The sequence below is a fragment of the Nitratidesulfovibrio vulgaris str. Hildenborough genome (genome assembly GCF_000195755.1).
Lineage (GTDB): Bacteria > Desulfobacterota > Desulfovibrionia > Desulfovibrionales > Desulfovibrionaceae > Nitratidesulfovibrio > Nitratidesulfovibrio vulgaris.
This window is the reverse complement of record NC_002937.3, coordinates 686,016-702,103: the sequence shown is the minus strand read 5'-3', so window position 1 is coordinate 702,103 and position 16,088 is coordinate 686,016. Positions and strand designations below refer to the sequence as shown.

At 64.7% G+C, this 16,088-nt stretch carries 12 protein-coding genes; 5 read left to right on the top strand and 7 right to left on the bottom strand.

The features are described from left to right. The 3 genes from DVU_RS03005 to DVU_RS02995 all read left to right on the top strand — a co-directional run bounded on the left by DVU_RS03005 (position 1) and on the right by DVU_RS02995 (position 4,853). A complete protein-coding gene (locus DVU_RS03005; RefSeq protein WP_010937936.1) occupies positions 1-2,424 on the top strand; it encodes a penicillin-binding protein 1A in 2,424 nt (807 codons plus the stop codon). A 164-nt stretch (positions 2,425-2,588) separates the two neighbouring features. Further along, positions 2,589-3,041, top strand: coding sequence for a cupin domain-containing protein (locus tag DVU_RS03000; RefSeq protein ID WP_014524258.1), 453 nt, complete (start codon positions 2,589-2,591; stop codon positions 3,039-3,041). 246 nt (positions 3,042-3,287) lie between these two features. Beyond that, positions 3,288-4,853 (top strand): DUF4139 domain-containing protein, encoded by a 1,566-nt coding sequence (locus DVU_RS02995; RefSeq protein ID WP_010937934.1) that lies wholly within the window; start codon positions 3,288-3,290, stop codon positions 4,851-4,853. Between the two features lie 367 nt (positions 4,854-5,220). Here the strand turns inward: DVU_RS02995 and DVU_RS02990 are convergent, their stop codons facing one another. From DVU_RS02990 to DVU_RS02965, 6 genes are all read right to left on the bottom strand, one after another. Further along, positions 5,221-5,781, bottom strand: a complete 561-nt coding sequence (locus DVU_RS02990) for a TetR/AcrR family transcriptional regulator (RefSeq protein WP_010937932.1) — start codon at positions 5,779-5,781, stop codon at positions 5,221-5,223. Positions 5,782-5,923: 142 nt separating this feature from the next. Then, positions 5,924-7,042: a butyrate kinase gene (gene buk / locus DVU_RS02985; RefSeq protein WP_010937931.1), complete on the bottom strand. Its 1,119-nt coding sequence runs from the start codon at positions 7,040-7,042 to the stop codon at positions 5,924-5,926. Continuing rightward, the gene (locus DVU_RS02980) at positions 7,039-8,070 is read right to left on the bottom strand and encodes a phosphate acyltransferase (protein ID WP_010937930.1); all 1,032 of its coding nucleotides are present in this window, start codon (positions 8,068-8,070) and stop codon (positions 7,039-7,041) included. The genes buk and DVU_RS02980 overlap by 4 nt, the downstream gene beginning before the upstream one ends. Before the next feature lie 3 nt (positions 8,071-8,073). Next, positions 8,074-8,553, bottom strand: coding sequence for an acetolactate synthase small subunit (gene ilvN, locus DVU_RS02975; protein WP_010937929.1), 480 nt, complete (start codon positions 8,551-8,553; stop codon positions 8,074-8,076). Between the two features lie 432 nt (positions 8,554-8,985). Then, positions 8,986-10,560 (bottom strand): ammonia-forming cytochrome c nitrite reductase subunit c552, encoded by a 1,575-nt coding sequence (locus DVU_RS02970; protein WP_010937928.1) that lies wholly within the window; start codon positions 10,558-10,560, stop codon positions 8,986-8,988. Next, the gene (locus DVU_RS02965; RefSeq protein WP_010937927.1) at positions 10,553-11,032 is read right to left on the bottom strand and encodes a NapC/NirT family cytochrome c; all 480 of its coding nucleotides are present in this window, start codon (positions 11,030-11,032) and stop codon (positions 10,553-10,555) included. The genes DVU_RS02970 and DVU_RS02965 overlap by 8 nt, the downstream gene beginning before the upstream one ends. A gap of 342 nt (positions 11,033-11,374) precedes the next feature. Here DVU_RS02965 and DVU_RS02960 point away from each other — a divergent pair, with 342 nt between their 5' ends. Together DVU_RS02960 and DVU_RS02955 are read left to right on the top strand one after the other, a co-directional pair. After that, positions 11,375-13,873 carry an ATP-binding protein gene (locus DVU_RS02960; protein WP_010937925.1) on the top strand — a complete coding sequence of 833 codons (2,499 nt, stop codon included), beginning with the start codon at positions 11,375-11,377 and terminating at the stop codon, positions 13,871-13,873. 138 nt (positions 13,874-14,011) lie between these two features. Beyond that, entirely contained in the window at positions 14,012-15,409 is a 1,398-nt protein-coding gene (locus DVU_RS02955; protein ID WP_010937924.1) for a sigma-54-dependent transcriptional regulator, read from the top strand. 286 nt (positions 15,410-15,695) lie between these two features. Here the strand turns inward: DVU_RS02955 and DVU_RS02950 are convergent, their stop codons facing one another. Then, positions 15,696-16,079, bottom strand: coding sequence for a Rid family detoxifying hydrolase (locus tag DVU_RS02950; protein WP_010937923.1), 384 nt, complete (start codon positions 16,077-16,079; stop codon positions 15,696-15,698). Positions 16,080-16,088: the final 9 nt, after the last annotated feature.

The following is a 16,088-nucleotide window of genomic DNA, read 5'->3' as shown; positions in this document are numbered from 1 at the left end:
ATGAAAAAGACGCTGCTTACCCTGTGCATTCTTGTCGTCGCCGGTGTCGCCATCGGCGCGTCACTCGCTGTCATCATGGTCATGTGGGCCTCACGCGACCTGCCCAGCTTCACACGCATCGCCGACTACCGGCCCCCGCAGGTCACCGTGGTACAGGCCCGCGACGGAAGCGTCATGGCGCAGTTCTTCCGCGAAAAGCGCTTTCTCGTGGCTCTTGGCGACATGCCCGCGCGTCTGCCCATGGCCTTTCTCGCCGCAGAGGACGACAGCTTCTACAGGCATGACGGCATCGACCCCGTGGCCATAGGGCGCGCCTTCATCAAGAATCTGCAGGCGGGTTCCATCAAGCAGGGTGGCAGCACCATCACGCAGCAGATCGTCAAACGTCTGCTGCTCTCTTCCGAACGCAGCTACGAGCGCAAGATCAAGGAGGCCATTCTAGCCTACCGCCTCGAGCGCTACCTGACCAAGGACGAGATACTCACCATCTATCTCAACCAGATATACCTCGGCGGCGGTGCCTATGGCGTCGAGAGTGCCGCCCGCACCTATTTCGGCAAACATGTCAACGAACTCTCCATAGCCGAATGCGCCGTGCTCGGCGGGCTGCCGCAGGCTCCCTCCAAGTACAACCCCTTCCGCGACCCCGAAGCCACCAAGCAGCGCCAGCTGTACGTGCTGCGCCGGATGTTCGAACTGGGCTGGATTTCCCGGGAGGAACACGAAGCCGCCGTTCACGAGCCCCTCGTCTACAAGAGCATGGACGAGAGCATCGGCCGCGCGGGGGCGTGGTATGTGGAAGAGGTGCGACGCCAGCTCATCGACTTCTTCAGCGAAGACAATGTGCACCGCCTCGGCCTCAAGATAGACCGCTACGGCGAGGACGCAGTGTACGAAGCGGGCCTTCAGGTGACCACCGCCATGATGCCCGAACACCAGATTGCCGCCGAACGTGCCCTGCGCGAAGGGCTCGAATCCGCCACACGCCGTCATGGCTGGCGCGGCCCGTTACAGAAGCTCAAGCCGACGGAGTACGCCGGATTCCTCCAGCAGGAGAACTTCACCCCCGACGCCCTCGCCGGTGGCGGATGGGCACGCGCCCTCGTCACCAAGGTGGTGGCACAGGGGGCGGAGGTGCGCCTCGGGCAGTACCGCGGCTTCATCGACGTGAAGACCATGACATGGTGCCGCACCCCCAACATCCGCGTGGCCCCCGAAGGCGCCGCACCCGTGAAGGACGCCCGCAAGGTGCTTGAAGAAGGCGACGTGGTGTGGGTCTCTGGCCTCGGCCCCGCCGGCAACGCCACATCGTACAATCCCGCCCTCGTGTCGCGCGGCGGCGTGGTGCAGCTTGCCCTTGAACAGTACCCGGACGTACAGGGCGCCATCGTCTCCATCGAACCCCAGACCGGCGACGTGGTGGCCCTCGTGGGCGGCTACAGCTTCACCGACAGCCAGTTCAACCGCGCCACGCAGGCACGACGCCAGCCGGGTTCGTCGTTCAAGCCCATCGTCTACTCCGCCGCGCTCGACAACGGCTTCACCGCCGGGTCCGTGGTGCTGGACGCGCCTGTCGTCTACATCAACGAGTACACCGACAAGGTGTGGCGCCCGGAGAACTTCGAAGGCAACTTCGCAGGCCCCATGCTGCTGCGGACGGCCCTCGCCAAGTCGCGCAACCTGTGCACCATCCGCGTGGCGCAGCAGATAGGCATCCCCGCCATCATCGAACGCGCCAAGGCACTCGGCCTCGAACCGCATTTCCCCAACGAACTCTCCGTCAGCCTCGGGGCCGTGGCCGTATCGCCGCTGAACATGGCGCAGGCCTACACCGCCTTCGCCAACGAGGGCCGGGTCTCGACCCCGCGCATGATCGTCGAGATCAAGGACGCATGGGGCGAGACGCTCTACCGCCGCGACCCTGAACTGCGCGAGGCCATCTCGCCGCAGAACGCCTTCGTCATGGCATCCCTGCTGAAAGAGGTCGTGCAGGACGGCACGGCCACCCGTGCCAAGGCGCTGGGCCGCCCCGTCGCAGGCAAGACGGGCACGACCAACGACGAGAAGGACGCATGGTTCATGGGCTTCAGCCCCTATCTCGTGACAGGCGTCTACATCGGCTACGATCAGGTGGCCCCCATGGGCCGCTTCGAAACCGGCGGCCGTGCGGCGCTGCCCGTCTTCGTCACCTACAGGCAGGGCGTCGACCACCTGTACCAGCCCGACGACTTCACCATGCCTCCCGGCATCGTCTACGCCCGTGTGGATGGTCGCACGGGAATGCTCGCGGGGCCGTCATCCTCATCAAGCTACATGCTGCCCTTCATCCTCGGGACGCAACCCTCCGCCACCAGCGGCGAAGCGATGGAACGTGGCGAGGACGACGTCCGCAGCGGCGAAGACCTGCTCAAACAGCTTTACTGATGTCTGCTCACGACGCCCCGCCTTACGGTGGGGCGTCGTCAGATACATCGCCGGGACGCCCAGGAACGCCACCGCCTTCTCCACGACGCAACTGGTTGCCCTTCTGGCGCATCGCCACCAGCTTCACGTCTCACGCAAGACGACCCGCAGAACGGAGAGAGGACATGAAGCCAGAAGCCACCCAACAGCCCGACAGGGACGAGAGACAAGAGACGTCAGACACGCCAGACGCGGGCATCACGCCAGCGCGCCCTGCATTGCGAACGACGCGAGACGACGCGCCGCCCTATGTCACACGCGACGGGTCCATCATCCGCGAACTCATGCACCCCGCCGTGCATGGCAACGCCAACCAATCGCTGGCGGAAGCCGAGGTCCCCCCCGGCTGTGCGACCCTGCGTCACACTCACCCGCGCACCGAAGAACTCTATCATGTCCTTGAAGGCGACGGAGAGATGGCGCTGGACGATGCGGTGTTCGCCGTCGCCCCCGGCGACACGGTGTGCATCCCTCCAGGAACACCCCACAGCATCCGCAACACCGGCGTCACCAGCCTGCGCATCCTCTGCTGTTGCAGTCCCGCCTACAGCCACGACGACACCGTACTCACCGATTGAACCGCCTTGCGCGGCAACTGTGGCATGGCAGCAGGCGCACGGCCACACGAAACAGTCATGCCATGCGTCGTCCGGGTCTGCGGTGCCTGCCAGTCGTTCAGCAAGCGGCGCATCCCCTCCCGTCCGTTGCATGCACCCCTGAGACATTGCCAGCCTCGTGCGACGTGCAGCGCATTGTCCTCCACACCGCCCCCGTGCTAGGGCTTATCGGGTAGCTAGCGCCACTTCAGGCGCAACGGAGGTCACATGAGACGCACTATGGGCACCATCCCGGGCATCGCGTTGCGCCTTGCGACGCTGGCAGCCCTCATCTGCTTGGCGCTGCCGGTGGCACCACACGCCGCGCCCCTTCCCTCACAAGAGGTTCTCCTCTACCCGGACGGGGCACGGGTCGCCGTGACCGTGAAGCTGCCCCCCCGCCCGCTGGATGACGCCACATCCACACTGACCCTCGACCTGCCAGCCAGCGCCGATGGGGACAGCCTCACAGTCGAAGTCCCCGGCCGCGATGTCCTCGGCATCGACATCGCAACGGTGGCAGCCACACCATCGCCCATCCGCAAGGCCCTCATGGAACGCCGTGACGCGGCCCGCGCGGACCTCGCCAAGGTAAGGGGAACCAAGGCCGCCGTGGAGGCCCGAATGGCCCTGTGGGCCGGGGCGGGGCAGAAGGGAACCGTCTCCCCCGCCGACCTCGAACGGGTCGACGCACTGATGGCGAAGCACTTCACCGCCCTGCAAGGGGAGCATGACGCGCTCTCGCTTCGCGAAGAAGAGGCCGCGCGGCACCTCGCCCGGGCCGAGGATGAACTCGCCCGTGTGGGCGGCGGCGACAATGCCCCGCGCGCCACGGTGCGTATCGCGGGCGCTTCGGACACACCGGTTGAGGTGCGTTACGCCTACGACGTCACCGGCTGCGGCTGGGATGCCGCCTACAGACTCGACGCCCGTCCCGACCGGGGGCTGGTCGTCTTCATGCAGGAGGCCATACTGCGGCAGTCCGCCGACCTCGACTGGAAGAATGTGCGACTGACCCTCGCCTCCGCCCGTCCGGACGGACGCTTGCAACCCCCTCCCGTGGGCGCGTGGCGCATCGGTCCTCGCCCGGTGCACGCCAGCGGCCCGACGCTCATGCGTTCCGCCGCACCGGTCGCCATGGAGGCGGCATCGGCGGACATGGGCAAGATGTCCGCGCCACCACGTGAAGAAGAGCACGCCAGCTTCTCGACATGGGCATTGGGCCCCCGCGACCTGCCGCCCGCAACCCCCATACGCGTCACCCTCGCCACGGAAGACTGGCCCGCCACGTTCGCCCACACCATCCGCCCCGCCCGTGACACCGCGGCCTACCTCGCCGCGCATGTGACCCTCGCCGAAGCCCGGGCCTTTCCGCGTGGCATGGCCATGCATCTCGTGGACGGGGCCAGCGTCGGCGAGGCCCCCTTCGAGGCCGTAGGGGCAGGTCTCGACATCTTCTTCGGCAGCGACCCGCGCGTCACGGCACGCCTCAAGCCCCTCAAGGCCCAAAGCGGCAAGACGGGCATCATCGAGCGCCGCCAGACGCGGCAGTGGGCGTGGGACATCGAAATACGCAACGGTCGCACCCGCGACGTCGCGGTGGTCGTCGAAGACCCGGCCCCGCAGACCACCGACACCGCCGTGACCGTGGTACGCCGTTCCACCCCTGAACCTCAGGAGAAGGACTCCGTGCTGCGCTGGCACATCACCGTCGCACCGGGTGCGGTATCCGCCATCCACCACGAGGTCGACGCCACCGCACCTGAGGATATGCGACTCGACCCCGGTCGGTAGGGATTTCCGGCGCACGGCAAGGCGACGGACACCACGGGAAGTGCACGTGGTCACGAGTCGCCTCTGGCCCTTCCGCAAGACGCCCCCCCCCGCACGATGACAATGACAATGACAAGGCCCGCCCTTTACGGGGCGGGCCTTGTCGTGATGTCACCCTGTCCCGCAGGGGTCGGGTCGCCTTCTCCGCTCATGCAACGATGGGGAAAGAGGCACGAGGCGTACCATCATCCTTGGCGTGGCACAGTCCGGCGAAAGACGAACGGTCGTACAGGCCTGAAAATCTCCTGCATCTGAAACAGGTTGCCACAGAAACCCGCCGCGTCATCACACTACACTGATGGATGGGCGCGGATGGCAGGGGCATCGGTCAGCTGCGCAGGCTGCGCTGGCAGAATGCCACCACACCGCGTGCCAACTCGGGCGAATCGGGCGAATAGATGCGGCGGCGATTCAGCCCCATGAGCAAAATGGCGATGATGGTCGCGGTCTCGTGCTTGTCGATGTCGTCACGTACCGAACCATCGCTGATACCTCGTTCAAGGCAGGCCATCACGGTGGCAACGACGTTGTCGTGCATTCTGTCGATGGCAGCCCGTGCACTGGGTATCGTCGTGTAGGTACTGAAGATGACGCGCATATCCGTCATATTCTCCTGCACGAAGGCGCAATGATCCAGCACCAGCGTCTCAAGAAGACAGTAACCGCTCTTCTGCCTTTCATGGATGCGGCCGAGTAATATGGAATGGCGTTCGATGAACTTTGCTATGATGGTATCGAAGACATCCTGCTTCGATCTGTAGTGTCTGTATATGGCTGCATCTGTCACATTGGACGTCTTCGCGATCTGCGCGATGGTCGTCCCCTTGAAGCCATGGTCGGCGAAGAGCCTGCGGGCGTTCTCAAGAATGTTGTCCTTGGATGACGGCATACGTCCCTCACAGAAAGATGTCGGTGAACCCTCACACTATAGGCATCGCGGATACCGTCACGTCAAGTATAGACGAAAGCACAGCTGCTCATTCGCAGTCTCCCGGCAGCACAGGCAGACGTTGCCCAGCCATGGAGACCTCTCAGACGTATTCCTTCGCCACTTCCTCACCTCGCAGGACGCGAAGCACACCCTGTGTCAGCGCGCGCATCTCCTCCACGTCGGGCAGAACCACCATCGGCCCAAGCCAGCCGAGATGGGCTTCGAGGCGTGATGTCAGACGCACACTGCGAGCCATGCCCCCGGTGAGCACCACTGCGGTGACCGTAGTGACGCCTCCTCGCGCCGTACCGAGGACGGCGGGCGCCAGCGAAGCGAGTTCCTTGGCGATGGTATAGGCGAGAGCGTCGAAAATCGCGGCGGCGGCAGCATCCCCGGTCTCCATGCGCCGTTCGACCTCGCGCAGGTCGTTGGTGCCGCAATGCGCCCACAGCCCGCCCTCACGCAGCACGATGCGCCGCATGGATTCGAAGGTCTGCAGACCGCGCTCTATCAGGTCGAGAACCGGCAGCACGGGCAATCGCCCGGTGCGTTCGGCGGTGATGGGACCATCGCCGTCGAGGGCGTTGACCACGTCGACGATACGCCCGCAGCGATGCGCCGCCACCGAGACCCCGCCACCCATATGGGCCACGAGGAAGCGCCCCTCTTCATAGGCGACACCGCACCTCGACGCTGCCACACGCGCCGCAGCGCGATGGCTGAGCGCATGGAAGACGCTACGCCGACGTATCTGCGGCAGACCGGTGTACCGGGCCACGTCATCCATCTCATCCGTCACCACGGGGTCGACGATGTAGGCCTCGACACCATGCAGGTCGGCGAAATGCCTCGCCAGCGCCGCACCGAGGTTGCACGGATGCTCGCCATGGCGCGCCTCTGCAAGCGTCGCCAGCATGGCTGGCCCGACGCGCCACGTGCCACCCTGCATGGGGGCCAGCAGCCCGCCCCGCCCTGCCACGGCGTCCAGCGGCGTGTCGAGAACGCCGTGGTGTTCCAGCACGTCCTTCACCGCACGCAGCCGGAAGGCGAACTGGTCGGTCACTGCGGGAAAGGCACGCAACGACTCCTTGCCATGTTCGACGGTCTCGTCGAACAACGGCACTTCGCCCTCGAAGAGGGCCACCTTGGTCGTGGTCGAACCGGGATTGATGACCAGGATGCGCTCGGCCCCCCGGTCATGCCGTTGCGAGGCGCTCACAGCCGGCACTCCATGGCGACATAAGCGGCGAGGGCCAGCGAAAGCAGCTTGCTGCGCCTGCTGTCACCGCGGGAGGGCACCACCACGGGGGCCGTCGTTCCGGTGAGGATGCCCGCCATCTCCACATGCGCCAGCGTGGTGAGCGACTTGTAGAGGATGTTGCCGCTTTCGATGTCGGGAGCGCACAGGATGTCGGCCCGCCCCGCCACCGGGTGTGACACGCCCTTGCGCGCCGCGATATCCGGCGAGATGGCCACATCAAGGGCCATGGGCCCTGCCACCATCGCATCGCCGAATTCCCCCTGGTCCGCCATGCGCGCCACAATCTGGGCATCCAGCGTCGCGGGCATGGCGGGCAGCATGACCTTTTCAGTCGCCGCCAGCATCGCCACGCGAGGTGACGGGATGCCAAGGCTGCGTGCCACGCAGATGGCGTTGCGGACGATTCCGAGTTTGCGCTCCATGTTGGGGCTGATGTTCACTGCGGCATCGGTGATGCACACCAGCCGCGAAGAGGCCGAAGCCTCACCGCCGCAGGTCGCAGGCAGCGAACACACGGCCACATGGCTGAGAAGCCCCCCGGCAGAGAGACCGGACACGCGGTTGAGCACCACACGTAACAACACGTCGGTGTTGACGAGGCCCTTCATGAGCACATCGGCACCACCGGTACGCACCCTGTCCACGGCACGCTGCACGGCCTTCACGGGTACGGGTTCGTCTTCGACCTCGCAGCCTTCCAGTGAAAGCCCCCGTTCCGTGGCGATGCTCTCTGTCGCGGCGATGTCACCCACCAGCACTGGCACGGCCATGCCCATGTCACGCGCCTCGAGTACGGCTGCGAGCGCGTTGGGTTCGGCACACGCCGCCACCGCGACACGCACCGGGATGCCACGCCGCACCACCGCCGCCACGATGTCATCGAGCGTCCGGGGCGCGGCCACTGCCCCGTCCGCCCCTTCGTTCTGTCGGCCCGCATCTGAAGTGCGGGGCGTCTCCGTCGCAGTCCCGGCTTGCAGTACGCTCATGGGCTAATCGTCTCCTCGTGCCAGTGCCACCGACCCCGTCCGTGCAAGGCTGCGGATGCCGAAGGGACGCAACAGGCGGATGAAACCGTCCACCTTGCGCATGTCCCCGGTTATCTCGAGGGTCATGGTCTCCTGCCCCATGCCGACCACCGTGGCGCGGAACACCTCGCACACCTGCATCACCTGCGTCGTGGTCTCGCGCGTGACCGCCACCTTGACCAGCGCGAGTTCCCGGTCGACGAGGTCGCGTGCGGAGAGGTCCTCCACTTCGAGCACGAAGTCCTTGGAGGCGAGGTCGGCCTTGACCGCGTCGAACAGATGCTCCTGCCCTTCGACGGTGAGCATGAGGCGCGACACGTCGAACGCCTCGGTCTCTGCACAGGATATGGAATTGAGATTCACGTTGTGCTGGCGGAAGACCTCGGTCGCCTGCGCGACCACGCCCACCTGATTACGTACCAGAACCGAAAGGGTATTCTTCATCGGATGCTCCGAGGGTTGGGGTCCGCCCACACCATAGCCGCTTACGCCCGTCGTGGGAACCCGTGCAGGGGCTGCACCCCACAGGTCGTCAGTGCACCCTTTTACAGGCGTGTGCACTCGCTGACACCCGATGCCTGTTCCGCCTTCTCCGGGAAAGGATGACGCCATGTTCCACGCGACATATCGCAAGGGGGCATCCGTCCCGCCGAGGCCCTCGACAGGGCAGGAGAGGTCGCGCCCGGCCACAACGTTCGACGGTCGCAAACGGGAGAACGCGGTGGACTGCCAACGACGGGCAGGCGGAAACGGGGATTGCAGATGCAGCCCGTCAGCAAGCGATACGGCGTCAACTGAGGCCCCCTGTCCCGGTACCATGATGAAGGGGCGCCCCCGAAGGAGCGCCCCCATACCTTTGCGAAAGAGCGGGAAAACCTACTGCTTGGCGGAGACCAGACGCTTCTGTCCGTCCCACACCTGATCGGCCTTGGGCAGCACGGGCAGGTACTGGAACCACTTGTGGGTCTTCATGAATTCCGGGTCCTGCTGCAGCTTGCGGTTCATCTTCAGGATGGGCGGCACGATGGTCTTGATGTCGCCCGAAAGGTCCTTGCCGATGCCGTACTGGGTCGCTTCCATGGCGAGGTCGATGGCCTTCTGGCTGAACTGCTGCGACTGGGCCAGCGTGTCGAGTGCCTTGGCGGGGTTGTGGAAGCCCACGCTGTTTTCGGCGGACACGTAGTCCCAGAAGAACTGTCCCTTGCGGACCATCTCACGGGCCTGGATCATCAGGTCGTCATAGCCTGCGGCCTTGGCGCCCTGGTATTCGTTGGCAAGGCGTACCGCTTCATGCGCCTTCACCGACACCTCCTGCGCCGCCAGCAACAGGTCGAAGGTGCGCTTCTGGGTGAAGAGCACGCGCGACTTGAGGTAGTCGGGGGTCTTATCGGAGTGGCACTGGCGGCAGGCACGCATTTCGGGGTCCTTCATGGGCGAAGTCCACCAGTGCGACGATATCTTCTTCTTGTCGTCGCTGCGGGTGTAGCTCATGTGGCAGTCGGCGCAGGTGACGCCAGCGGCCCCGTGGGTGCCGTTGATCCACGTCTCGTATTCGGGGTGCTGGGCCTTGATCATGGGGGTCTTGGAAGCCGGGTGCGTCCAGTCCGCGAACTTGCCCTCGAAGCCCTTCACCTGCAGGTCGCCGTGCTTGTCGTAGTAGCGATACATGTCGGCAGGGTCGAAACCCTCGGCCCACGGGAACACCGGCTTCTTGTTCACGCCCATGGTGGGGCCGTTGAAGTAGTACTCCACGTGGCACTGACCGCATACCAGTGCGCGCATCTCGTTACGCGGCAGCTTCTTGGGGTCCTTGCCCTGCGAGACGAGGTAGTCGGTGAGCGGCACGCTGGTGATGCGCAGTTCCATGGTCTGGGGGTCGTGACAGGTGGCACACCCGATGGTGTGATCCTTCATGTCGATCTTGTCGCGGAATTCGTTGACGTCCTTCGCCCAGAAGCCGTCGCCGCTCTCCTTGACCCACTCCATCATCTTGGGGGTCTTGCAGTTCCAGCAGGTGGCGGGCAGTCCGCCTTTCTCCGCGTAGCGATTGATACGGTCGATGTGCAGGAAGTCCTGAATGGCGTAGGTATGGCCCCGCGCCTCACGGTACTCGTACATGAAGGGATAGCCGAGCCAGAGGTTCTTCAGGTACGGCTGCGCGTGCCTGTAGCCTTCAGGCAGGGGATTCACGTTGTCGTTCTTGTTGAACGGCACAGACCCCTTGTATTCGGTCATCACCGTAGTCTCGTCGTTACGCTCGTAGCTGGCGTACTGCTTGGGAAACTCGGGCTTGAAGGCGCTGTTGCGGATTTCCTCCGCCGTCAGTTTCGTCTTGTACACGGGGGTCTTGAGTTCGGTGGACACGTCGGAACACCCTGCGGTGAAGGCGGCCACGGCCACGAGTCCCAGCGCGGCGAGGCGCAACCCCTTGAACGTCTTCTGGTTATTCATCGGCGACCTCTCTCGTGCTGATGGGCTTCATGCGCATGTGCTGCACGTTGCGATGGCAGTCGGTGCAGTACTTCTTGGCTTCCATGCTGGCGACCTCGACATTGGTCATGGTGTGGCACGCCTTGCAGTTGGCGTTGACCACCTCTTTGGTTTCCATGCCCGCGAGGATGAGGTCGCCGGGATGCCCGAGGGTGTTCATGTACACGTCCCTCGCCCCGGCAATGGCCTTGAACGGTAGCTTTGCCAACAGATTGTGCGGCGCGTGGCAGTCGTTGCACGAAATGTTGGCGTGTCCCGAAAGCTTGTGGGTGACACCCACAGGGTTCATGATGTGGCAACTGGTACAGAACGGACGCTGGTCGGTGTACTTCATGCCGAACGCCACCGTCGCCAGCGCCACGACCCCCAGCGTTGCCCCGCCAAGGACCAGCTTGAGTCGTGCTGGCCCGTTGCGGCTCTTCTCCTCAGACATTACCGCCTCCTTGCTGTTGGTTGGCGACCCGGCCCTTTTACGGAGCGGATGTACCTCTTCTGAAAGGGAGTCCGGCCTCCTTCACGAACCGGAATCCTGCGAGCAGCATAGCAGCCATTACGCATTCTTGTAAGTACCTTCCCATATCCGCATGCCCGAGCCGGGACACGCCATGTTTTACAAAAGGCGTGCCGAATGTGAAAAATCGAACCACCGCAAAAACCATCTGTAATACAAGGAGAACAAAACGACGCCTCTTGGAGAATCGTCTTGCGACCTTGCAGGAGTCAGAAAAAGATGACAGGTGACAGAAAAAGATGACGACACCGTGGAGGCCAGCCCATGAACTGGACATGGCAGACCCTGCGTATCCCCTGCGCCCTCACCCTGCTCTGGTGCCTTCTGCTGCTAGGCCTGTACCGCTGGAACGCCGACAGCGAAGCCGACCACATCCATGAACTGGCCCTGCTTCAGGCCCGCAGCTTCTTTGCACAGATAGTCGCCACGCGTGCATGGAACGCCGTGCATGGCGGCGTCCTCGTTCCGGAAAGCGCCTACGGGCCGCCCAATCCCTACCTGCCGGAAGACGACCGCGTGGTGACCACCTCTGACGGGCAGCGACTGACGCGGGTCAACCCAGCCTACATGACCCGGCAGATTTCCGAGATACTCAACGACCGCGAAGGAGTCGGCTTCCGCATCACCAGTCTCTTCCCGCTACGCCCCGAAAACGCCCCCGACGTGTGGGAGAAGGCAGCCCTCGACAAGTTCAGGTACGGCGAGAAGGAAGTATTCACCCTCGAACAGGGTATGAAAGGTTCGCTGTCGCACTACCGCTTCATGGCCCCCCTCGCCACAGACGCCACATGCATGAACTGCCACCGCGACGAACGCGATGTCACCGGAGGACAGCGAGGCGGCATCAGCGTCGCCCTTGCCGCCGCCCCGCTGCTTGCCGTGCAGGCCGACAGGCTCAATACCCTCTCCATCACCTACTGGTGCATCGCTATCGTAGGCGTGTTCGGCATCGGCGGCGCAACGTTGCTCATCAGCAGCAGGCAAGCCGTGGCCGAAGCCGCCAACCGCATGAAGAGCGCCTTTCTCGCCAACATGAGCCACGACATGCGAACCCCGCTCACCGGTATCATCGGCATGGCCGACCTGCTCGAAGCGCCCGGCTGCCCACCCGAACGGAGAAGCGCCTACATCGCCCAGCTCAAGGGCGCCTCTGCCAACCTGCTGGAAATCGTCAACGACATCACGGACTACTCATGCCTTGAATCGGGCAGATTACGCCTTCTTCCCCGGCATTTCGCACTACGGAACGCCGTGGACGAATGCCTCGGCCTGTTCCGGTTCACCTGTGAACAAAAGGGGCTTACCCTGACTGCGGACATTCCACCCGGATTGCCAGACTCGCTCACGGGTGACGACTTCCGGCTACGGCAGGCACTCGGCAACCTCGTCAGCAATGCGGTCAAGTTTACGCGCCGGGGAACCATCACCGTCGCCGTCCGCGAAGAGGAACGGAGTGCGGAGGACGTCATGCTGCGCTTCACCGTGCAGGACACGGGGGTGGGTATTCCGCTGCACGAACAGGACGCCATCTTCGAGAGTTTTGTGCAGGGTGGTGCCGCACACGAGTTGAGAATGGGCGGCACGGGCCTCGGGCTTGCCATCACCCGCGACATCGCCGCCATGTGCGGCGGCACTGCGGGCGTCCACAGCACACCGGGGACGGGCAGTTCTTTCTGGTTCACGGCACGCCTCGGCATTGCAACGGAACAGGAGGCACGGGCTGACCGGCGTCAGCCCCTCGTGCAGGACTCCCACGTGCCGTACAGGTCGCCGCTGCCACCCTCCGAAGAGGTGCTGCCGCACCAGACCGGCGACAGCGCCGCCATGACGTGCAGTCCGGCAAGTCTCTCTGTCGCATCACCTGCACACCGGTTGCGCATCCTCGTGGCAGACGACAACCCTGTGAACCGGCTTTTCCTGCACGACGCCCTCACCGGGGCAGGATACGACGTCATGTGCGCCAGTGACGGCCTTGAGGCGCTCGAATGCCTCGCCGACGGTCGCGGGTTCTCCCTCGCCCTGCTGGACGTGCGGATGCCGGGACTCGACGGACTGGATGTACTGCGTCACATGCGGGCAGGTGACGTGCCGGGCATACGCCCCGACACCCCGGTGCTCATGGTCACGGCCTCCGCCGCAGGCGATGAACGCGCCCAGTTGCTGAACGCCCCTGCCGATGGCGTCATCATCAAGCCCCTGCGCGTCGCCACCCTGCTGGAACAGGTGCACAGGGTGCTGCATCCGGGTACCGCGGCGATGGCAGCCGCTTCCCCGCCTGCACTCCCTCCTTCCAGCCACTGTCCGGGCGATGCCCCCCTCCCGTCTGCATCCGCTGCATCCTATCCGCCCCCTGTGGCCCCTCTGTCCACAGTCGCGTCGCAGCAGCAGGACACAACGCCCCTGCCGGTACACGACACACAAGCGGCCCTCGCCGACCTCGCCGGAAACGAAGGCCTTCTGGCACGCCTGTATGCAGCCTTCCTCGACGATGTGCCGACCCGTCGCACCGCGCTCATGCGCACGCTGGAAGTCCGCCAGACCAGTGAATGGGACCTCGCGCCTCTCCGCCGTGAAGCGCACGCCCTGTGCAATTCGGCAAAGGCACTGCACCTCGGGCACCTTGCCGCCAGCACCAGCGCCCTCGAAATGGCCTGCGTGGCGGGGGCACCCGACCGGAGGATGCTGGAAGCCGTCATCACCGACCTCGCCGGGGCCGAAACCACCCTCACGGCACTTCTGCAGGCAACGAGGGAAGACGCATGAACCGCGCCGGGCTTCATACTGCGCACATCTGCCGGAACGTGACGCCGTGGAGTCTGCGTGTGGCTTGCCTGCTGAACCACCTGTCCAGCGGAGGCCAACCGCCCGGCAAACGACATTCAAGGTCGATAAGGTACTGACATGGCGCGCATTCTTGTAGTTGATGACGAAAGCCTCGTCCGGATTCTTGTGGCAGACACGGCGGGAGGCATGGGGCATGAAGTGCTTGCGGCGGCGTCGCTGACCGAAGCCGAGGAGAAGGCAGCCAAAGGTATCGACGTGGTCTTTCTCGATGTCCTGCTGCCTGACGGCAACGGGCTTGAGAACGTGGCGCGCTTCACCCGACTGCCCGGTACACCCGAGGTCATCGTCATCACGGGACATGGCAGTGCCGACGGTGCCGAGACGGCCCTGCGCCACGGTGTATGGGACTACGTGCAAAAGCCTCTCAAAGTGCAGGAGGTGATGCTCTCACTCTCGCGTGCCCTCGCCTACCGCGCCGGACGCAATAGCGCCACAGGGCGGCGGCCCCTGCGGCGCGACGCCATCGTGGGCGACAGCCCTGCCCTGCGCGAGGCCCTCGACCTCGTCGAAGAGGCGGCCGCCAGTACGGTCAACGTGCTCATCACCGGTGAGACGGGAACGGGAAAGGAACTGTTCGCCCGCGCCGTACACGCCAATAGTGCCCGGTGTGAAAGCCCGCTGGTCACTCTCGACTGTGCCTCGCTGACGGAGAATCTCGTCGAGAGTCAACTCTTCGGACACGTCCGGGGGGCGTTCACCGGGGCGGAACGCAACAGCGAAGGGCTCTTGCGGCAAGCACACGGCGGCACACTGTTCCTTGATGAGGCAGGCGACCTGCCGCTTGCCATGCAGGGCAGCTTTCTCCGGGCGCTTGAACTGCGGCGCTTTCGCCCCGTGGGTTCCGCGCATGAAGTCTCCAGCGATTTCAGGCTCGTGGCCGCCACGAACAAGAACCTGCATGAGATGACGCGGCTTGACCTCTTCCGTAGCGACCTGCTGTACCGCCTGCGCGGGCTTACCATCACCCTGCCCCCCCTTCGTGACCGCACAGCCGACATACTGCCCCTCTGCGAGCACGTCATCGAGGGGTACTGTGCACAGCACGGTGCACCGATGAAGCAGATGGCCGGTGATTTCATGGAGACTGTGGAACGCTACGCGTGGCCGGGCAATATCCGCGAGTTACGCCACGCCGTCGAACGTGCCTGCACGGCGGCGCACGACGACAGCACGCTCTACGCCAGGCAGCTTCCGGTGGAAGTGCGCGTCACCGTCGCCCGCGCGACCATTCCGTGCGCATCCGAGGTCGACCATTGCATGCCTGCGGCAGAGGGACACGACGGCACGCCCATGACACTGCGCGATTACAAGGCATGCGCCGAACGTGCCTACGTGACCCGGCTTCTCGACAGGCACGGGGCCGACGTACGCGCCGCCGCATCCGAGGCGGGCATCTCGCGCGGGCATCTTTACGAACTTGTCCGCAAGCACGGACTCGCACGCGACGGCAACTGAGGCTGCACGGCGACACACGGGGCGCACCCGCAGCCGCACGTTCGATGCAACACGCAGTGCCCACTGTCCCAAAGCTATGCGGCGGGTCGTGGAAGGTCGTCAAAGACGGTCTGCACCCGCCCGCTGACGACCGTGCACCGCGCTCACCCTGCGGGCCACAAGAGGAGACCGTCCCATCCGGCACGTACGAATGGCCCCGCAACAGGTGCCCGACGCTGACAGGCGGGCACGGCATTTCAGCCATGCGTGCGGAAACGCCCGCCCCCGGAAGGGGACGGGCGAGACCTCACAGTGCGAAGATTCCGTCGATGAGGATGTCGGAACCAAGCGGCAATGCCGCGGCCTGAATCGCCGTCCGGGCCGGGTACGGCTTGCAGAAGAAGGTCTTGTAGACCTCGTTCACGGCGGCGAAATCATTCATGTCGGCGAGATAGATGTTCACGCGCACCGCGCACGACAATTCGCAGCCCGCAGCCCGGACGACGGCCTGCATGTTCCGAAGGGCCTGCCGGGTACGTTCACGGATGTCGCCTTCGATGAGGACGCCGGTGGCAGCGTCAAGCGGAAGCTGCCCCGAGACGAAGAGAAAGCTGCCGCAGACCATGCCGGGTGAGTAGGGGGCCACCGGGGCGGGTGCGCCACCGGGGAGAATGGGGTAACGGTCGGCCATTGTCATGCC

Coding starts and splice junctions, on each gene's coding strand:
- DVU_RS02990 (WP_010937932.1), bottom strand. CDS start 5,781: ATGCCGTCATCCAAGGACAACATTCTTGAGAACGCCCGCAGGCTCTTC.
- DVU_RS02955 (WP_010937924.1), top strand. CDS start 14,012: ATGGCGCGCATTCTTGTAGTTGATGACGAAAGCCTCGTCCGGATTCTT.
- DVU_RS02970 (WP_010937928.1), bottom strand. CDS start 10,560: ATGAATAACCAGAAGACGTTCAAGGGGTTGCGCCTCGCCGCGCTGGGA.
- DVU_RS02995 (WP_010937934.1), top strand. CDS start 3,288: ATGAGACGCACTATGGGCACCATCCCGGGCATCGCGTTGCGCCTTGCG.
- DVU_RS02960 (WP_010937925.1), top strand. CDS start 11,375: ATGAACTGGACATGGCAGACCCTGCGTATCCCCTGCGCCCTCACCCTG.
- DVU_RS02965 (WP_010937927.1), bottom strand. CDS start 11,032: ATGTCTGAGGAGAAGAGCCGCAACGGGCCAGCACGACTCAAGCTGGTC.
- ilvN (WP_010937929.1), bottom strand. CDS start 8,553: ATGAAGAATACCCTTTCGGTTCTGGTACGTAATCAGGTGGGCGTGGTC.
- DVU_RS03000 (WP_014524258.1), top strand. CDS start 2,589: ATGAAGCCAGAAGCCACCCAACAGCCCGACAGGGACGAGAGACAAGAG.
- DVU_RS02980 (WP_010937930.1), bottom strand. CDS start 8,070: ATGAGCGTACTGCAAGCCGGGACTGCGACGGAGACGCCCCGCACTTCA.
- DVU_RS03005 (WP_010937936.1), top strand. CDS start 1: ATGAAAAAGACGCTGCTTACCCTGTGCATTCTTGTCGTCGCCGGTGTC.
- DVU_RS02950 (WP_010937923.1), bottom strand. CDS start 16,079: ATGGCCGACCGTTACCCCATTCTCCCCGGTGGCGCACCCGCCCCGGTG.